This window comes from Nocardia sp. NPDC050412 (assembly GCF_044458825.1).
Classification (GTDB): domain Bacteria; phylum Actinomycetota; class Actinomycetes; order Mycobacteriales; family Mycobacteriaceae; genus Nocardia.
Window position 1 is genome coordinate 197,387 of the sequence record NZ_JBITIJ010000008.1, and the last position, 13,421, is coordinate 210,807.

9 protein-coding genes, 1 tRNA gene and 1 pseudogene are annotated in these 13,421 nt (G+C 61.2%); 2 read left to right on the forward strand and 9 right to left on the reverse strand.

Going from position 1 to position 13,421, the window contains the following annotated elements; all coding sequences use genetic code 11:
* Positions 1–71: 71 nt before the first annotated feature.
* The 4 genes and pseudogenes from ACIBI6_RS23740 to ACIBI6_RS23755 form a co-directional block, all read right to left on the reverse strand.
* A complete protein-coding gene (locus tag ACIBI6_RS23740) occupies positions 72–866 on the reverse strand; it encodes a hypothetical protein (RefSeq protein ID WP_396957806.1) in 795 nt (264 codons plus the stop codon).
* Positions 859–1,839: a hypothetical protein gene (locus ACIBI6_RS23745; RefSeq protein WP_396957808.1), complete on the reverse strand. Its 981-nt coding sequence runs from the start codon at positions 1,837–1,839 to the stop codon at positions 859–861. Before ACIBI6_RS23745 ends, ACIBI6_RS23740 begins: the two co-directional genes overlap by 8 nt.
* Before the next feature lie 527 nt (positions 1,840–2,366).
* Positions 2,367–2,942 carry a hypothetical protein gene (locus ACIBI6_RS23750; protein ID WP_396957810.1) on the reverse strand — a complete coding sequence of 192 codons (576 nt, stop codon included), beginning with the start codon at positions 2,940–2,942 and terminating at the stop codon, positions 2,367–2,369.
* Between the two features lie 632 nt (positions 2,943–3,574).
* Positions 3,575–4,618: pseudogene (locus tag ACIBI6_RS23755) on the reverse strand (IS256 family transposase); the annotation flags it as partial.
* Between the two features lie 508 nt (positions 4,619–5,126).
* Between ACIBI6_RS23755 and ACIBI6_RS23760 the strand changes: the two are divergent.
* Positions 5,127–5,417, forward strand: a complete 291-nt coding sequence (locus ACIBI6_RS23760; RefSeq protein WP_396957812.1) for a hypothetical protein — start codon at positions 5,127–5,129, stop codon at positions 5,415–5,417.
* 38 nt (positions 5,418–5,455) lie between these two features.
* Here the strand turns inward: ACIBI6_RS23760 and ACIBI6_RS23765 are convergent, their stop codons facing one another.
* From ACIBI6_RS23765 to ACIBI6_RS23775, 3 genes are all read right to left on the reverse strand, one after another.
* Positions 5,456–6,325, reverse strand: a complete 870-nt coding sequence (locus ACIBI6_RS23765; protein WP_396957813.1) for a tetratricopeptide repeat protein — start codon at positions 6,323–6,325, stop codon at positions 5,456–5,458.
* A 310-nt stretch (positions 6,326–6,635) separates the two neighbouring features.
* Positions 6,636–7,052: a hypothetical protein gene (locus ACIBI6_RS23770; RefSeq protein ID WP_396957815.1), complete on the reverse strand. Its 417-nt coding sequence runs from the start codon at positions 7,050–7,052 to the stop codon at positions 6,636–6,638.
* 842 nt (positions 7,053–7,894) lie between these two features.
* Positions 7,895–7,967 (reverse strand) — tRNA-Thr (locus ACIBI6_RS23775).
* A 1,427-nt stretch (positions 7,968–9,394) separates the two neighbouring features.
* Between ACIBI6_RS23775 and ACIBI6_RS23780 the strand changes: the two genes are divergently transcribed.
* Positions 9,395–10,033: an MspA family porin gene (locus ACIBI6_RS23780; RefSeq protein WP_396957816.1), complete on the forward strand. Its 639-nt coding sequence runs from the start codon at positions 9,395–9,397 to the stop codon at positions 10,031–10,033.
* 1,430 nt (positions 10,034–11,463) lie between these two features.
* Here the strand turns inward: ACIBI6_RS23780 and ACIBI6_RS23785 are convergent.
* A complete protein-coding gene (locus ACIBI6_RS23785) occupies positions 11,464–11,601 on the reverse strand; it encodes a hypothetical protein (RefSeq protein ID WP_396957818.1) in 138 nt (45 codons plus the stop codon).
* A gap of 306 nt (positions 11,602–11,907) precedes the next feature.
* Positions 11,908–13,137 carry a methionine adenosyltransferase gene (locus ACIBI6_RS23790; protein WP_396957820.1) on the reverse strand — a complete coding sequence of 410 codons (1,230 nt, stop codon included), beginning with the start codon at positions 13,135–13,137 and terminating at the stop codon, positions 11,908–11,910.
* Positions 13,138–13,421 lie beyond the last annotated feature (284 nt).

A 13,421-nucleotide genomic window follows, 5' to 3' on the forward strand; every position in this document is an offset into this window, starting at 1 on the left:
CGCCGGGGCTGTCGATGAGCGAAGGCAGATGTTGATGCACCGAGCACTTGCTGTTCCGCTGTCGGTCATGGTTATCCACTGGCGTAGCGGCGTACGAGGGCGGAGAACCGGCTAGGGGTCGCGGATCCGGTGAATGCTCTGGACCACTTGCCGCGGTCGATGTTGGCGATGAGCAGATGGAGGGCCGTTGCGGCATCTTTTCGTGCGCCGAACAGGTTTGTGTCGGCCATTTTCCAGTTGTGGATCTGCTCATGGTGCTGGTGGACGATTTCGAACAGCGTGGCGAGGTCAGTAACGTCCTTGTCGGTGTATCGACTCTGCCAGGCGAGGGCTTTGAGAACGACTGCGGCCTCGACGTCGGGTACCGGGACAGTGAACTGGATGGTGTCGCCAGCGGCCAGGGTTGCGATGGCATGGGCAATGACCGCGTCGGCGGCGGCGGCGAAATGGAGACCGGGAACTGCGTCGAATGCGCGACCGGCGACTTCGCTGGTCTGTCGAGCATTGTCGTATGCGGGGACGAGGATGTCGACGTCCAGCCGCCCCTTCATCGTGGTCTTGGTGTAGCGGTTGCCTGATTCGAGTTCATAGCCCAGGCCGAGCATGTTCTGGTGTAGGTGTTCTACCGCGGCGATGAGTGCCTGTTTCTCCATCCCGGCGTCCGCATCGGCGGTGCCGCGCAGCTGCCAGCCCTCGAGTGGGTAGATGTGCTGCAGTAGTTGAACCATATGTCCGCCGATAACCCGGTAGGAGTTCTCGGGAAGCTGCGCGGCTGCGGCTGCGAGGTCGGCGAGTGCGAGGAAGCCGCGGTCGGCGGCGTTGCTTGTGGAGACCATATGGATGTGAGCGCGGCGCTGGTCAGACACCAAATGCTCCGGTCTCGATCGCGGCACGCAGACGCGTCGCCGCTTCCTCCGTGGTCGGTGTGGTGCTGGTGTTGAGCAGATCCCAAAGCGTGATGGCGGCATCGGCAAGTAGATGGCGGTCGCCGTAGCGCGCGCCCAGTGCGGCGGCGATGTGGACCACGGTCGGATCTTCGGGCACAGCCACCGTCATGGTCGCATCGTCCGGAGTGGCGGGCGAGAAACCGACAGGTGTGAAATCGACGATCTCGGGCAAGTACAGGCGCACGGTGCCGGGGAGCTGCCAGGGCGCGTACTTGTCGGCGGCGAGATCGCCAGAAACCACCGCTTGCAGTTCTAGTTCGTCCAATAGCTGCAGCGCTGTTGTCGCCTGAGACGCTGGATTGTCCAAGCCATACCAGTAACTGACAGTTCCGCCCGGACCGGCATAGCTATCCAGCCAAACGTCGAGCGCACCCTCGAGTGCCATCCATCCCTGCACGTTCCGAACGACCTCGGCGGGGATCCTGTGCAGTCCAAGGGAGACCGCCTGCTGGCTGATACCGACCGTCGCGGCGAGTTCAGACTGCTGCAGAGGGCGAGACGACAGTGCTAGGACACGCAGGATCGCCTGCCGTCCCCACCCGATTCTGCGATGTCCGGCGCTATGCCTGGGATCGGCGGGCTTCAGCAGTACTCGCCCGCCGATGATCACTTGTTCAGGCTGCTCGGTGACTAGATCGAACTCCCCGGCAGCCGCAGCACCCACAACGTCGGGCGTCGCTGAGGGCGCCACGTACAGTGTGCGCCGCCCCAGACCGGCCCTCCGCACGGTCACGCTTTTGCCAGAAAGCCGCCGCCGCGTTACTTTCAAATGGAGGTGGACAGTGCCCGTTTCTGGAACCTTCAGCAGTAGGTCCTTCTCGGTACCGGCAGCAACGTCAACGCCAGCGCGTCGCAACAGCGGCAGCAGCAGAGCTAGCAGATCACGTTCCAACTAAGCCGCCCTCTTACCTCACGTGATAGTCAATGTCAAACAAGCATACACGCACAACCTGCGTAACACTTGTTTGACAATCAGTACCAGACGGCGTAATGGCGAGCTTACACAGAACCCGCTCGGGGGGCCTCTTGCGTGTCGCCATGGTCTTCAAGCCTCCCTGCCCACTTCGTGGGCTGCAAGACTCTCACCAGCCCGGACCGAAATCACGCTGCCAGGTCACGTCCATGTGCGAACTACGGCCGAGATCGCAACCTGATTTGCTGGACGCTGATCGATTGGGTCGGGCTCCGCGTCCCACGCTATAACTACTGCCTGCCTGTCGCCAAGCCCGGCATCGTTCACGCCGCGTCACCTTCAACTAGGTAGCAGATCGAACCACCCCGGTCCCGACGCGTTCCACGCGTGACCAGACCAGTTCGCTCGGCTCGCGCTCGATGGAACCGAAGTTTATCCGGTGAGATGCGTGCACCAGCACTTCTTCGCCGACGTATCACTACATTTGAACGAACGCCTGATGGCGATCAGCTCATATCCGTATCGTCCGAGCTCGGCCAAGCGTCGAGCTTGGAGGGGACATACAGATGGTGACTCCCGCGACGAGCCAGTACCGCCAACTGCTTCAGCCGCACCGCCTGCTCACCGGACTTACTGGTGAGAAACCATCCTCCGCCCACGACGAACACGTTGCCCGCCGGCGCCCATACTGCTATGCCGGTGACCTCGAATACGCCGTATGGCGACTGCTCGAATGTTGCGCGGACCAGATCCCCATGAGCCACTGCATCATTCGTGATCGATCCATCCACCACGGTGGCGTTGTCGGTGTCGCGGACGGTGATCCCGAGGGTGAGTGCGCGCAGTGCTCCCACCGGCTTGCGCGGAGTGCCTGGCCGCGATCCACTGTCGAGAGGTTGTCCGCCTACCAGGAAGCTGCCGATGACCGACAACACCGCGATGCCTTCGAACAGGCAGATTCCGTACTCATCGAACTTGAACGTCGCACTGACGTGCATGCCGTCCTTAAGGTCTCCCAGAGCTGCTACCAGGCCCTGCACGTCTCGTCGACGGCTGACATCCAGTTCGCGCCAACTGGCCACTGCACTCCCCCTTGATGAACAGTAAACGGCCGCAACGGAGTTCGTCCGTACCGACCCGATGGCTCAACCTACCAGTTTGTCAATCTTGTTGTGGCTGTATTGATTTAGCCGCCCAGAGTCCAAACGAGGAATTGTTTCGCCGTGAAGATCGGCTTGCCGTAAGTGGTCGCCGTCTTGGCCTTTCCCGACTGCGATCCTGCCTCTGCGGTGATCAGGGCATCGCACTTGCTCTTGGTGACAGTCTTGACCGGTACGAGTCTGTTGGCTGCGGCGAGGTTTTCCATATCGCTTCGTGTCCGCTCGTTCCCCTCCTCGTCGATGCATGTTCCGGTGAAGCAGACACGGGCGCCCGCGACGAGAATGGTGTTGATGTCCTGCTCGATGACATCAACGTCGGGATCGACGATGGTGTGTCCGAGCCGGACCTCGAGTTCGCGGAGAAGCCTATGGGTTCGGTCATCCATGTGGACCTGCTGGGCTTTGGTGCGCAGATACCCTGCCAGGACCTGCTCGGGAGTCGAGGAGGAGGGGACAAGGCCACCAGCCTGGAAGCAGTCCGGCCCGGAGCCCCGTGAGAGGAGGTATCCGGTTCGGGGTTCCGCCGGGGGAAAGACGTCGGCGAAACTCATATCGTGGATCCAGTGCTCGGCCGGATAGCGGTAGAACTCGAGCAGCACGTCGGCGTCATCGACGATCTTCGCCACGGCTTTGGGATACTTTGCGCCGTAATCGATGTCGAATGCCTTGATCGCGATCTGGGCGCGATCGATGTCCTCGGCGTTGTAGATCTCCTTCATCGCCGCTACCGCGCCTGGATGCGCCGATTTCGGCAACGAGGCGAGCACATTCGCGGATTTGTGGAACCAGCAGCGTTGCTCGCGGGTCTGCGGGAACACATCCCGCAACGCCCGCCAGAACCCGAGCGCGCCGTCACCGACCGCCAGCACCGGCGCGGTCATGCCGCGACGACGGCAGTCCCGCAATAGATCGGCCCAGGATTCGGTGGATTCGCGATAGCCATCGCTGATCGCGACCAACTCCTTGCGGCCGTCGGCGCGGACGCCGAGCATCACCAGCAAACAGAGTTTCTCCTGCTCCAACCGGACTTTGGTGTGGATGCCATCGACCCACAGATACACGTAATCGGTGCCTGAGAGGTCGCGGGCGGCGAACGCTTTCGCCTCGTCCTGCCACGACGCGGTCAGCCGGGTGATCGAGGCCGCCGACAATCCGGCCCCGGAACCGAGGAACTGCTCGAGCGCGGGACCGAAGTCACCGGTGGACAGCCCGTGCAGATACAGCAGCGGCAGCACCTCGCTGACCTGCGGGGAGCGGCGACACCAGGCGGGCAGGATCGCCGAGGAGAACCGTTGGCGCTCACCGGTTTCAGCATCGACGCGACGGTCGTCGACCCGCGGCGCCTTCACACTGACCGCACCGGCGGCAGTGAGCACCTGCCGTTCGGCGTGATAGCCGTTGCGCACCACCAGCCGGTGGCCGTTCTCGTCCACGTGGCCGGCGAACTGGTCGATATAAGCAGCGACCTCGGCTTGCAACGCTGCTGCGAGCATCCGCCGTGCGCCCTCGCGCACGATCTCATCGATCGGCGAACCCGACACATTCGCCGACGCGCCGTCCTGATTGGACTCGGCGCCACCGTCGATTACCTTGAGCATGGGACGTACCTTCCCGCCCGGCGTTGGCGCGCCAGGCGATCGAAACCCGTTGTCTTTCAGATCATCCGGGAAGGTACTCCCTCCCGGTCATCCACAGGTTTCGATCATTGCTCGGCAACGAGTCTGCGTGCGGCAAGCCGAATTTCGTGAACTGCTAGCCAGCGCCCTGTGATTAGCTCTCCCATCGCCTCCGGTCAGCGAGGTATGCGGCGAGAGTGCGTTCGCTCATAGGCTCTCAGCCCCTAGCGCTTCCGGCGGAGGTGCCGGTCCGCCGCCGCCTCTTGTCCAGCCGTACCTTGGCGTTGCGGCAACCGATCACTGATGAGCCGACGGTCGGCGCGAATGAAATGCAGGCGGCTGCTATTCCGTCACTGTGACAGGCGACGCTGATGCTGGCGCGTGGCCGACTACACCGAATGCAGCCATGTCAGGACGCCCAGCATGGCAACGCCTTAGCCCCTGGCCCGGTCGCCGGGCTGGTTACCTCGGGTGTGCCATGTTTGGGACTGTGAGCGAATATTTCTGGCCCGAAGATCAGGAACTGGGGGAACGAACCCGCCAGGCATGGTCGGCAACTGTTGAGACCTTGCCAGTCAGCACCCGCGTGACAGGCAAGGTCATCGGTCGGCAGCCTTTCGGGGTCTTCATCCATATCGACCAGGTGCCCGATGCAGTCGGCCTCGTCAGGATCACCGCCTTACCGCCAGAGGCGCAACTTCCTTTTCGGGGCGAGACGGTAGTGGGCGAGGTGCTTTGGCACGTCGATGACAACTATCAGGTGATCGTGCAACCCCTTTGAACGAACTGCGGTGTGACGGTGACGGATACGCCATACCCCTAGCTCGCACCGTCGCCTCTGGCACGCCCGGGGTACTTCCGCCGGAGATCGTCCATCAAGGCATCGGCCTCCGAGGTTGCTGCCACGGCCTCGTGCGGTCGGCCCGCTGCCGTTGACCGGTCCGCAAGAATCCGCAGGCTATCGGCGAGAATTCGGGACACGGAATCACCGAGGTGTTCGAATCGCTGGCGATAGATGAACACGCACTGCGCCGCAGTGACATGCGCTTCCGCGGTTCTGCCGAGCACGGCGTACTCGGCGGAAACCTTGCTCAGGCTGTCTGCGAGCCCCATCAGGTGCTTGTGCTGGCGGTCGGTGGCGAGGTGCCGTGACACAGCGACACTCTCTTCGGCAGTCTCCAGTGCTTCATCGTGCTGCCCGGCCCAGGCCAGTTGGTCGGCGAGAAGGTCGAGGTACCAGACCAGATAATGCCCGCGCTCGGGTTGGATCGCGGTGAATCGGCGGGCGAGATCGACCGCGTCGCGGGCGGCGGCGAGCGCCCCGGCGTGCTGCCCAGCCGCATGGCGACGCTCGATCAGCACGCGCAGCGTGTCCGCGAGGATGAACAGCCGGTTCGAGTCCTGGACGAAGAGCCCAGCGGCCACAGCGTGCGATTCCTCTTGGGCATCAAGGGCTTCGGCATGACGCCCGAGTTGGGCGAGATTCTCGCTCAGCCGATCGAGCCGAAAGCTGAAATCACGGGTGTAAGCGTGCGGATCCCGTTCGGCCAGAGTGCGATACAGCGCGACGGCTTCTTCATCAGCGACCAGAGCATCCTCGTACTGCTTACACTCACGCAAGGTGCCGGCGAGGGCACCGAGGCCGACAGCCAAGACGGGCAGATAGGTCTGTGGATCGCTTTCTGCCAAGCTGCGATACAGCGCAACGCTTTCTACGGCAGGACCCGACTCTCGCTGATGCTGCCCCTTGTTGCACAGTGCGCGAGCGTGGGCACGGAGGCCCGCGGCAAGCTCGGGTCGATAGGTGTCAGGATCGCGCTCGGCGAGTCGACGCAAGTCATCGATGGATTGTTCTACATCAGTGAGCGATTCTTCGATAGCTGCGATATTAGCGCCTTTAGCTCTGGCTTCTCGTCCGCGACGTCACCTTCACCGATCCTGGCTCTACCCGATCTCACCAACCGACGCCAAAATTCCGGCGCAGCCCGACGTGGATGTTCTAGATGGCACCCTCCCGTTGTGCCAGGAACTTGTCGAGCAGATCAAACAGAACATCGAGGACGCGCAATTCTTGCTCCGGCGTGAACGGGCTCACGGCGTCCAAATCGGGCAACGCGATCTGCTGGATCAGCCCCCACCAGGACAAGCAGCTTTCTTCTCCGAAGTGGTTGGCAATCAGCCACTCCCGGAAACCATCCAGGCCCGACCCGCCGTGGCGGCGGGCCGCCTGGTCGTAGCCGTTGAGATAACTCGTCACCCCATGCAGGGTGGTGTAGCCGATGTACAAGCCGGGACGGGCGGCGAACAGCCGCAAGTATTCGCGTTCGGTGAGATTGTTCGGGTCCGCCACTTCGAGTGCGTTCGCCCACGCCCGGTCGACGAAGTGCTTGTCGAGGCCGGCTCCGAGTCCCGTCATGCGCCCAGTTCATCACGGCCACACCGTCGCCGCCAGCCGGACAGCGAGGCGGGAAAATCGTTCGCGCTATCACGTACTCGAAGGGCGAGGCGGTCCGGTAGACCGATGACCATTTCCCGGGGTCTGTTGAGATCAATCTCCGGCAGGCAGGCGGCGGCATCGTCAGCCTGATCGAGAAAGCCCCGGCCGTCGACAGCGAGAACCGATTGGCCGCCGACACCGCCTACCCGGTCTCGAGTTGGGATGCGACACTTCGAGCATCGACCACAGCCGACAGGTTGGCACAATCGAACTCCACCGGGATGTCGGTTGAGCAGTTTTCACGAAACCGCATGATCCACAGCCACATCAACCAGCAACGACCGTCTGTTCAACATCAAATCTTGCGTTTGGTGTACGGCCGGGGAGACGGTCGACACGACGCAGGTGTGCAGACGCTCGGTCACCGTGGTGGGCGCGAGAGTACGCCACGGTGAAAATCCAGTAGCGCCACCGCATCCGCGGCACCGAGCCTTGCTTGGCGGAGGTTCGCGATCGTCATGAACACCACTACCGGGATGACCGGTCATTAATCAAAGCTTGGCGATTGAACATGAGGGCACTGCTGGCCGAAAAGGTACCCACACCAGCGCGTCAAGGCACAATCCGATCACAACAGGGGGCGGGGGACCGAATCATCCGACCCTCTCACGGTAAAAGACCAGGTCAAACGGATCACCGAAGGACCAACGCGCGTTGCGCGTCATCACTTTCTGATGACCGCGTCATCAGAAAAATAGGACAAAATGGACAGTAGAGCGTTCAATAAACGCTCTACCTGCTGTTAGAGCAAGATGCTATTGAGCCGCCTGGGGGAATCGAACCCCCGACCTTTTCATTACGAGTGAAGCGCTCTACCGACTGAGCTAAGGCGGCGTGCCTTTCGGCGTGGCGAGTCTATCGTCTCGGCGGTCGGATCACGAAAACAGCAGGTCAGCGCAGATAGAATGGCGGACCGGACAGCGCCGTCCGGCTAGGTCTCGGGCGGACGCTTGCCCGCCATTCAAGGCATTCTGGGAGGTCGAACAACGACCTTTTCAGTGTGCGTGAAGCGCTCGACCGACTGAGCCAGGGCGGCCCGTTGTCCGGCGTGGCAGCGCATCGACTCGGCATCTACAGGACAAAGCAGGTGGTCAGCGACCGAATCGTCCACCAACTGACACCTTCGACCAGCGCTGTATTCCGCGGTCAACAGAGCCGCTGGAACGGCTCTCTCAGAACATCGAGCGACGGTTTCGGCAAAAAGTCGCCAACAGACATAGTCCATCGGCCGTTGCTACAAGGTTAGCGGACTGTTTGCAGTCAGGGCGGTTGCGCGATCGCCGCGTCGGCGGTAGCGGGTGTCCTGGGATCGCATATGCACCGCTGACCGGCGAGCAAGCCGTTGTCGAGAGCAGGTGAATACCGACCCTGGCGTGGCATCCCGGCTGGCAAGGGGGCGATATTTGGCGGCCACCGCTGCGGTGTGTGCACCCAAATTCGGGTGGATTCGCATGGCGTGGATGACCTATTCGTTTTCCCATTGTGCGCAGTTGAAGGCGCGGTCCGGTCGCTGCGGGTAAGGATGAATCCCCCCGGCATGTCGGGAGACTTTGATCGCAACGTTTCAGGCGGGTCGGCACTGCTGAAACGAAACCTGGTGTGGCTCCAAATGCTCCGTGAGGCTAACTGCTGCGTGGCACCGATGCTGGAGACGAGCACGACTGCTCCCGCAGGCGGATGATGCCGAACAGGTGTACTACCGATGGACTACCATCGCGCCGACCTGGCCGACCACGATGCCGTCCACCTCCGCGACACGGACATCGATGAGCTTTGGGTTAACCAGCCTGCGGGATCCTGCAGCCACGCCGTTGGATACCAATCACGGTCGTGTATCTGGCGAAGGGCGGTGACACAGCAGGCAGGCCGACATCGGTCTTTCCTGGATGATCTCCCATCCCGGCATCGCCATATGCAGGGCGCGGGCCATGCGCACGGTATGGCCTCCATATCGTCACACTTGCTTTCCAGACGATAATCTGCGTCGCGCTCGAAAGCGGGCGTCCGGTCCGGACAAGATATTGAAGCCGATAACGTGCAGCTATCCCGCTGCCAACCCGAGTAGCGATTGCCAAAGGGCATATGGCCAACGTAGGTTCGAATCAGAAATATTCAACCGGGTGTGCATCTCAGCTGCGAGTCTGTATGCACTCCGCAACAGGAAGGTGACCATCGAACGTGTAAGCCAGAAGTCAACTTCGAGCATCGAAGATTGACTAGAGGATTACAGGTCGGGCGCTCACCCAGGGGAGGATAATTCCGTGTTCAAGGGACTATGCGGCACAGCTATGTTCACCGCCGGATGGTTGGTGATGTTCATTCCGGGGAGTCATGCAGAAGTTCTCAGCATGGCGCCACACGAGAAGACTTACGCGTCTCCGAACGGAGTATCGTTCACGGTCGGCCATCAAAACGAAGAAGTCAATCGAGTGCCGTCATTGAATGCTATTGGAACTACTCGTGAAGTGTTCGTCACCAACTGGGCATACGGAGAAGTCAATGGTCCGGCGAGCGGAACCATGAAGACTGGCTATCACATCGGATGTGCTGTCGATCTTTCGGGTATCAAATTTGGGATGAGCGCGAAGGCTGGGTTCGAGCCAGGATTCCAGATTGACCCCGGTATCCCGACACCAACCCTCACAGCAAAGCTCGGTCCATATATCGGTGGTGAAGCGACATTAAGCGTCGACCTCAAGCCTGGAACTGTAGCCGATGTTCAGCTCGGCGAGAAGAAACTTGTGAATGGTATTCGCGCTGCGGCTATTAGTCGCGATTTTCACCTCGTACTGAATGGATGTATTGGACCGGCCAGTATCCGAGCATACAATACTGTTGTTGTTGAGTCCCCCCAGGTCAGCGACGGTGGCGCAGTGTTCGGAGACCCTGTGAGCATTTGACGGTCGGGGTCCGATCGTTGTGGCGGACGTTTTGGCATGAAGTATGCGGCTGCAGCTGCCTGATTGCGTGGACGAAGATATGTGGCTTGGTATTCGCCGGCTTGTGCACCCCAATGATGCGACGAGCGAAACCGTCGATGCTCCTCAACCGAGCACCGAACCCGAAGAATATTCTTCTATAATGCGGGCTCGCCGTGCGGCTGGTCTCGAATGGGGTAGGGACCGCGCGTGGCTGTTTGTGACACTGAACCCGAGGCAGACCCGCTGAGATTCCCTGTTGCGCCATACACTAGAGAATTTTTCGCTGTCATATCTGACGGTCAGCTTCCGAAGGTGAGCCAGTCAAGGACAAGGTTATCCGGTTCCGCAAGGTAGGTTTGTGGGGTCACGTGATCCTGGCTGGTAATGAAATCGAGTAACAGGTACCGCAGGATCGGATCATAATGATCACTTCCAGCCGACTCAGTTGAACCCACATAGTTACTATTTTCTTCTGGGTAACGTTCTCAAAGTTTACAACGAGGCCATACTCGACATCCGAACGCGCGATCGGGCCGCAGTCAGGTGGGCGATCGCTGACCGCATGCCCACTGGGCTGTCCCCGATGCCATGGATATGGGCCCTTGCCCGGTGATGGGCCAGCAGTCGGATTGATCTTCCACAGCGATCGCGGCAGCCCACTACACCTCAAAGGAATTCGCCGAGCACTGCCACAGAAACGGTGGCGGGTGGATACTCGGACGGACCGGATCAATCGTCTATAACACAGTCTCGGAATCGTTCTTCGCAACCCTATAGAAGGAAATCGTGCACACCCGCTCCTGGCCGACACTGGCGCCGCTGAGACGCGTGAGAGGCGAAGGGATCGAATCCGACAGGGAAATCAACCAGATCGCGGCACCCGTTGTCCAGGTCGATGATTGGCCCGATACGCCCAGCCGGGTCAGTGCCGCGTAGTCGGGTGGCTCGGTCGCTGGGCCCCTGCCGCGCCACGCTTGGTACCGTGACTCCTCCAACGCGCGGCACATGAAACTACATCGAATTCACCAGAAGCTGCCCAGTCCGCAATAGCGGCGAATTTCACGGCTGTTCTTTCGTGAACCAGGTCGCAAGTCGAGCGGCCCGGGGAATTTCACCCCGGGCTCTCACAGAACCGTGCGTAACAGTCGCCCATTACACGGCTCCTAAATCAGGGCGTTCAAGTTACCGGGAACCAACCGGCCTGTGGTGGAACCGAGTTCGGGGGAGCGTCAACAAATGATGGGACTCAAGGGACGTGCGCTCGCTCTCCTGAAACCGCTGGTTCGATGTCGAACACAGAAAACCCGGGCTAGCAGGAACCGCACCCGCTCGTCGTAGGTCCGGCCGCACAGGCGAGGCCGTCACCCGGGTGCTCCAGGGTCCAGGGTTCAGGGTTCAGGGTTCAGGGTTCAGGGTTCAGGGTTCAGGGCCGAGCTCAACGCCTCACGGCCGGTCTCCTCACGCACGGCGGCCTCCTTGAATGTCTCGCCGGGCTCCGCTCCTGGCGGAAACCAGAAGGTGTGCTCGTCACTGTCGTGCTTGAGCACATCAGCAAACGGACACGATCGTCCAACAGCAGGACGTGCACCGTGGGCCGACGCACCGGCCGTCAGGTGTGTCAAGAGCGCCGTCGCGACCCACAGGATGTTCCTCTCGCATGATGGAAATCTCGGGCGAGGCAGTGCACAAACTCCGCGCGTCCATCCGAACGATGGCGGTCAGGGGCGGTGACAGCTCCATCAGGCCTGTGCTGTGGTGTCGACACCGCATCCCTCCGAATGGACGGCGCTCTGCCGACCCCTTTTCAACCGAGATCGCGGATACATGACTGCATCAGCCGGCGGGGCCGGAGGTCACCACATCACGACGCCTGTGCTGACCAGTTGCGCCGTGATCCCGGAGACCTCAGCCAGAGACCGCTCCACAACCCTGCGCAGCCGCGCCTCCTCCTCGGCGTCCGGCTCCCATCCGAGCACGCGGACGATGACTTCGTCGGGGGCGCCCAGTGGGGCCTCCTTCGAGGTAAACACGTGCGTCTCGACCGACAGCCCCGTCTCCCGGTGGATCTCGGCCGCGAGGTCACGGGCCAGCACGCCATACAGCTTTCCGGTGTGGTCGAGGGGGTTCTTGCCCGCGGGCGCCTCGATGCTCATCGAGCGCATGGGCGTGATCAATCCGTTGATCCGGTTGCCCCGTCCCACCACACCGACATCACCAGTGTCCGCGACCGACCCGAGCGCGGTCAGATACGGCCGACCATTGCGGTCGGTGGGGTTGACCAACAGATCTGGTCGAGTACCGAGCAACTGCTCGGTGAACGCACCGATCTGGTTCTCGCACTGCTGTTTCCGAGCGAAATAATGTTCCAGCGAGCTGATCTGCGCCGCCAGGAAAGGCATGTTGACGATCAGCTTGAAATGTTCGCCGAACCGACTGCCGAACACCTTGACGTCCCAGCCAGTATCCGGGTTGGATCGCTTGAACTCGCCACCGTTGATGTAGTGCTCGACGCCGAGCACCAACTGCTCCAAGCGGCTCAGCGGAGCGTAGCCGTGCAACAGGTTGCAGTCGTTGGAGACCAACCGTGGATCGCCGAGCTCGATCAGGTCGTCGAGAACCTGTGGCCGATACCGCGAATGACCCCGCCCCGCGCCTTGGTGGTCGACGATTTCGCACTGCACGGTGAGGTGCCGCACGGGGTCAAAGCCGGTGGTCACCTCCGACAGGACCTCGGCTGCAGCATCAAAGAGCAACTCGCGCAGGGGGATCGGCTGATCACCGAACGCATAGGCCCCTTTGCCTGCGTACAGCACGGTGTACGGCTTGGTCAGATCCCCACGGCCGTAGTCGATGTCGGCCTCGCCGCCGAAGAGCATTACCTTGTCGAACCAGTGATGCGCAACTCGACCGAATTGCTTCAGGCAATATTCCGAATACCGGCGCGAGGCTCTTTCCGCGATGGCGTCGCACATCGTATCCGGATGTCCGACCCCTTTACGTTCCACAAGCTCGTATGGCTGAGCCTCGGCGCTCGCGGAGGTGTCGGGCAGAATGCGAATAATGCTGGCGTGTTCAGCGGTCATTCGGTCCTCGCTCTTCCTGGTTACCTTCATCGGCTACCCAGAATATGGCTTCGCCGCGCGGGCGGTTGCAAGACCAACCGTTTACCAAACGAAGTCTAATTACGTTCTAACACCGCTCTAATTCTCTCATCGTGCTGCCGCCATCGTTACCCCGAAAGCGCTTCCAGATCGTCAGATCGCCGCCGAGATCGAGTCGATTTCGTTGACGTCGAGCGCTCCGCTCTGTACTTTCTTGGTATCACTGGGGGAGGTCGAAGAATATATGCCCGGCCAATGGATGCCGA

Coding starts and splice junctions, on each gene's coding strand:
- ACIBI6_RS23770 (WP_396957815.1), bottom strand. CDS start 7,052: ATGACGGGACTCGGAGCCGGCCTCGACAAGCACTTCGTCGACCGGGCG.
- ACIBI6_RS23790 (WP_396957820.1), bottom strand. CDS start 13,137: ATGACCGCTGAACACGCCAGCATTATTCGCATTCTGCCCGACACCTCC.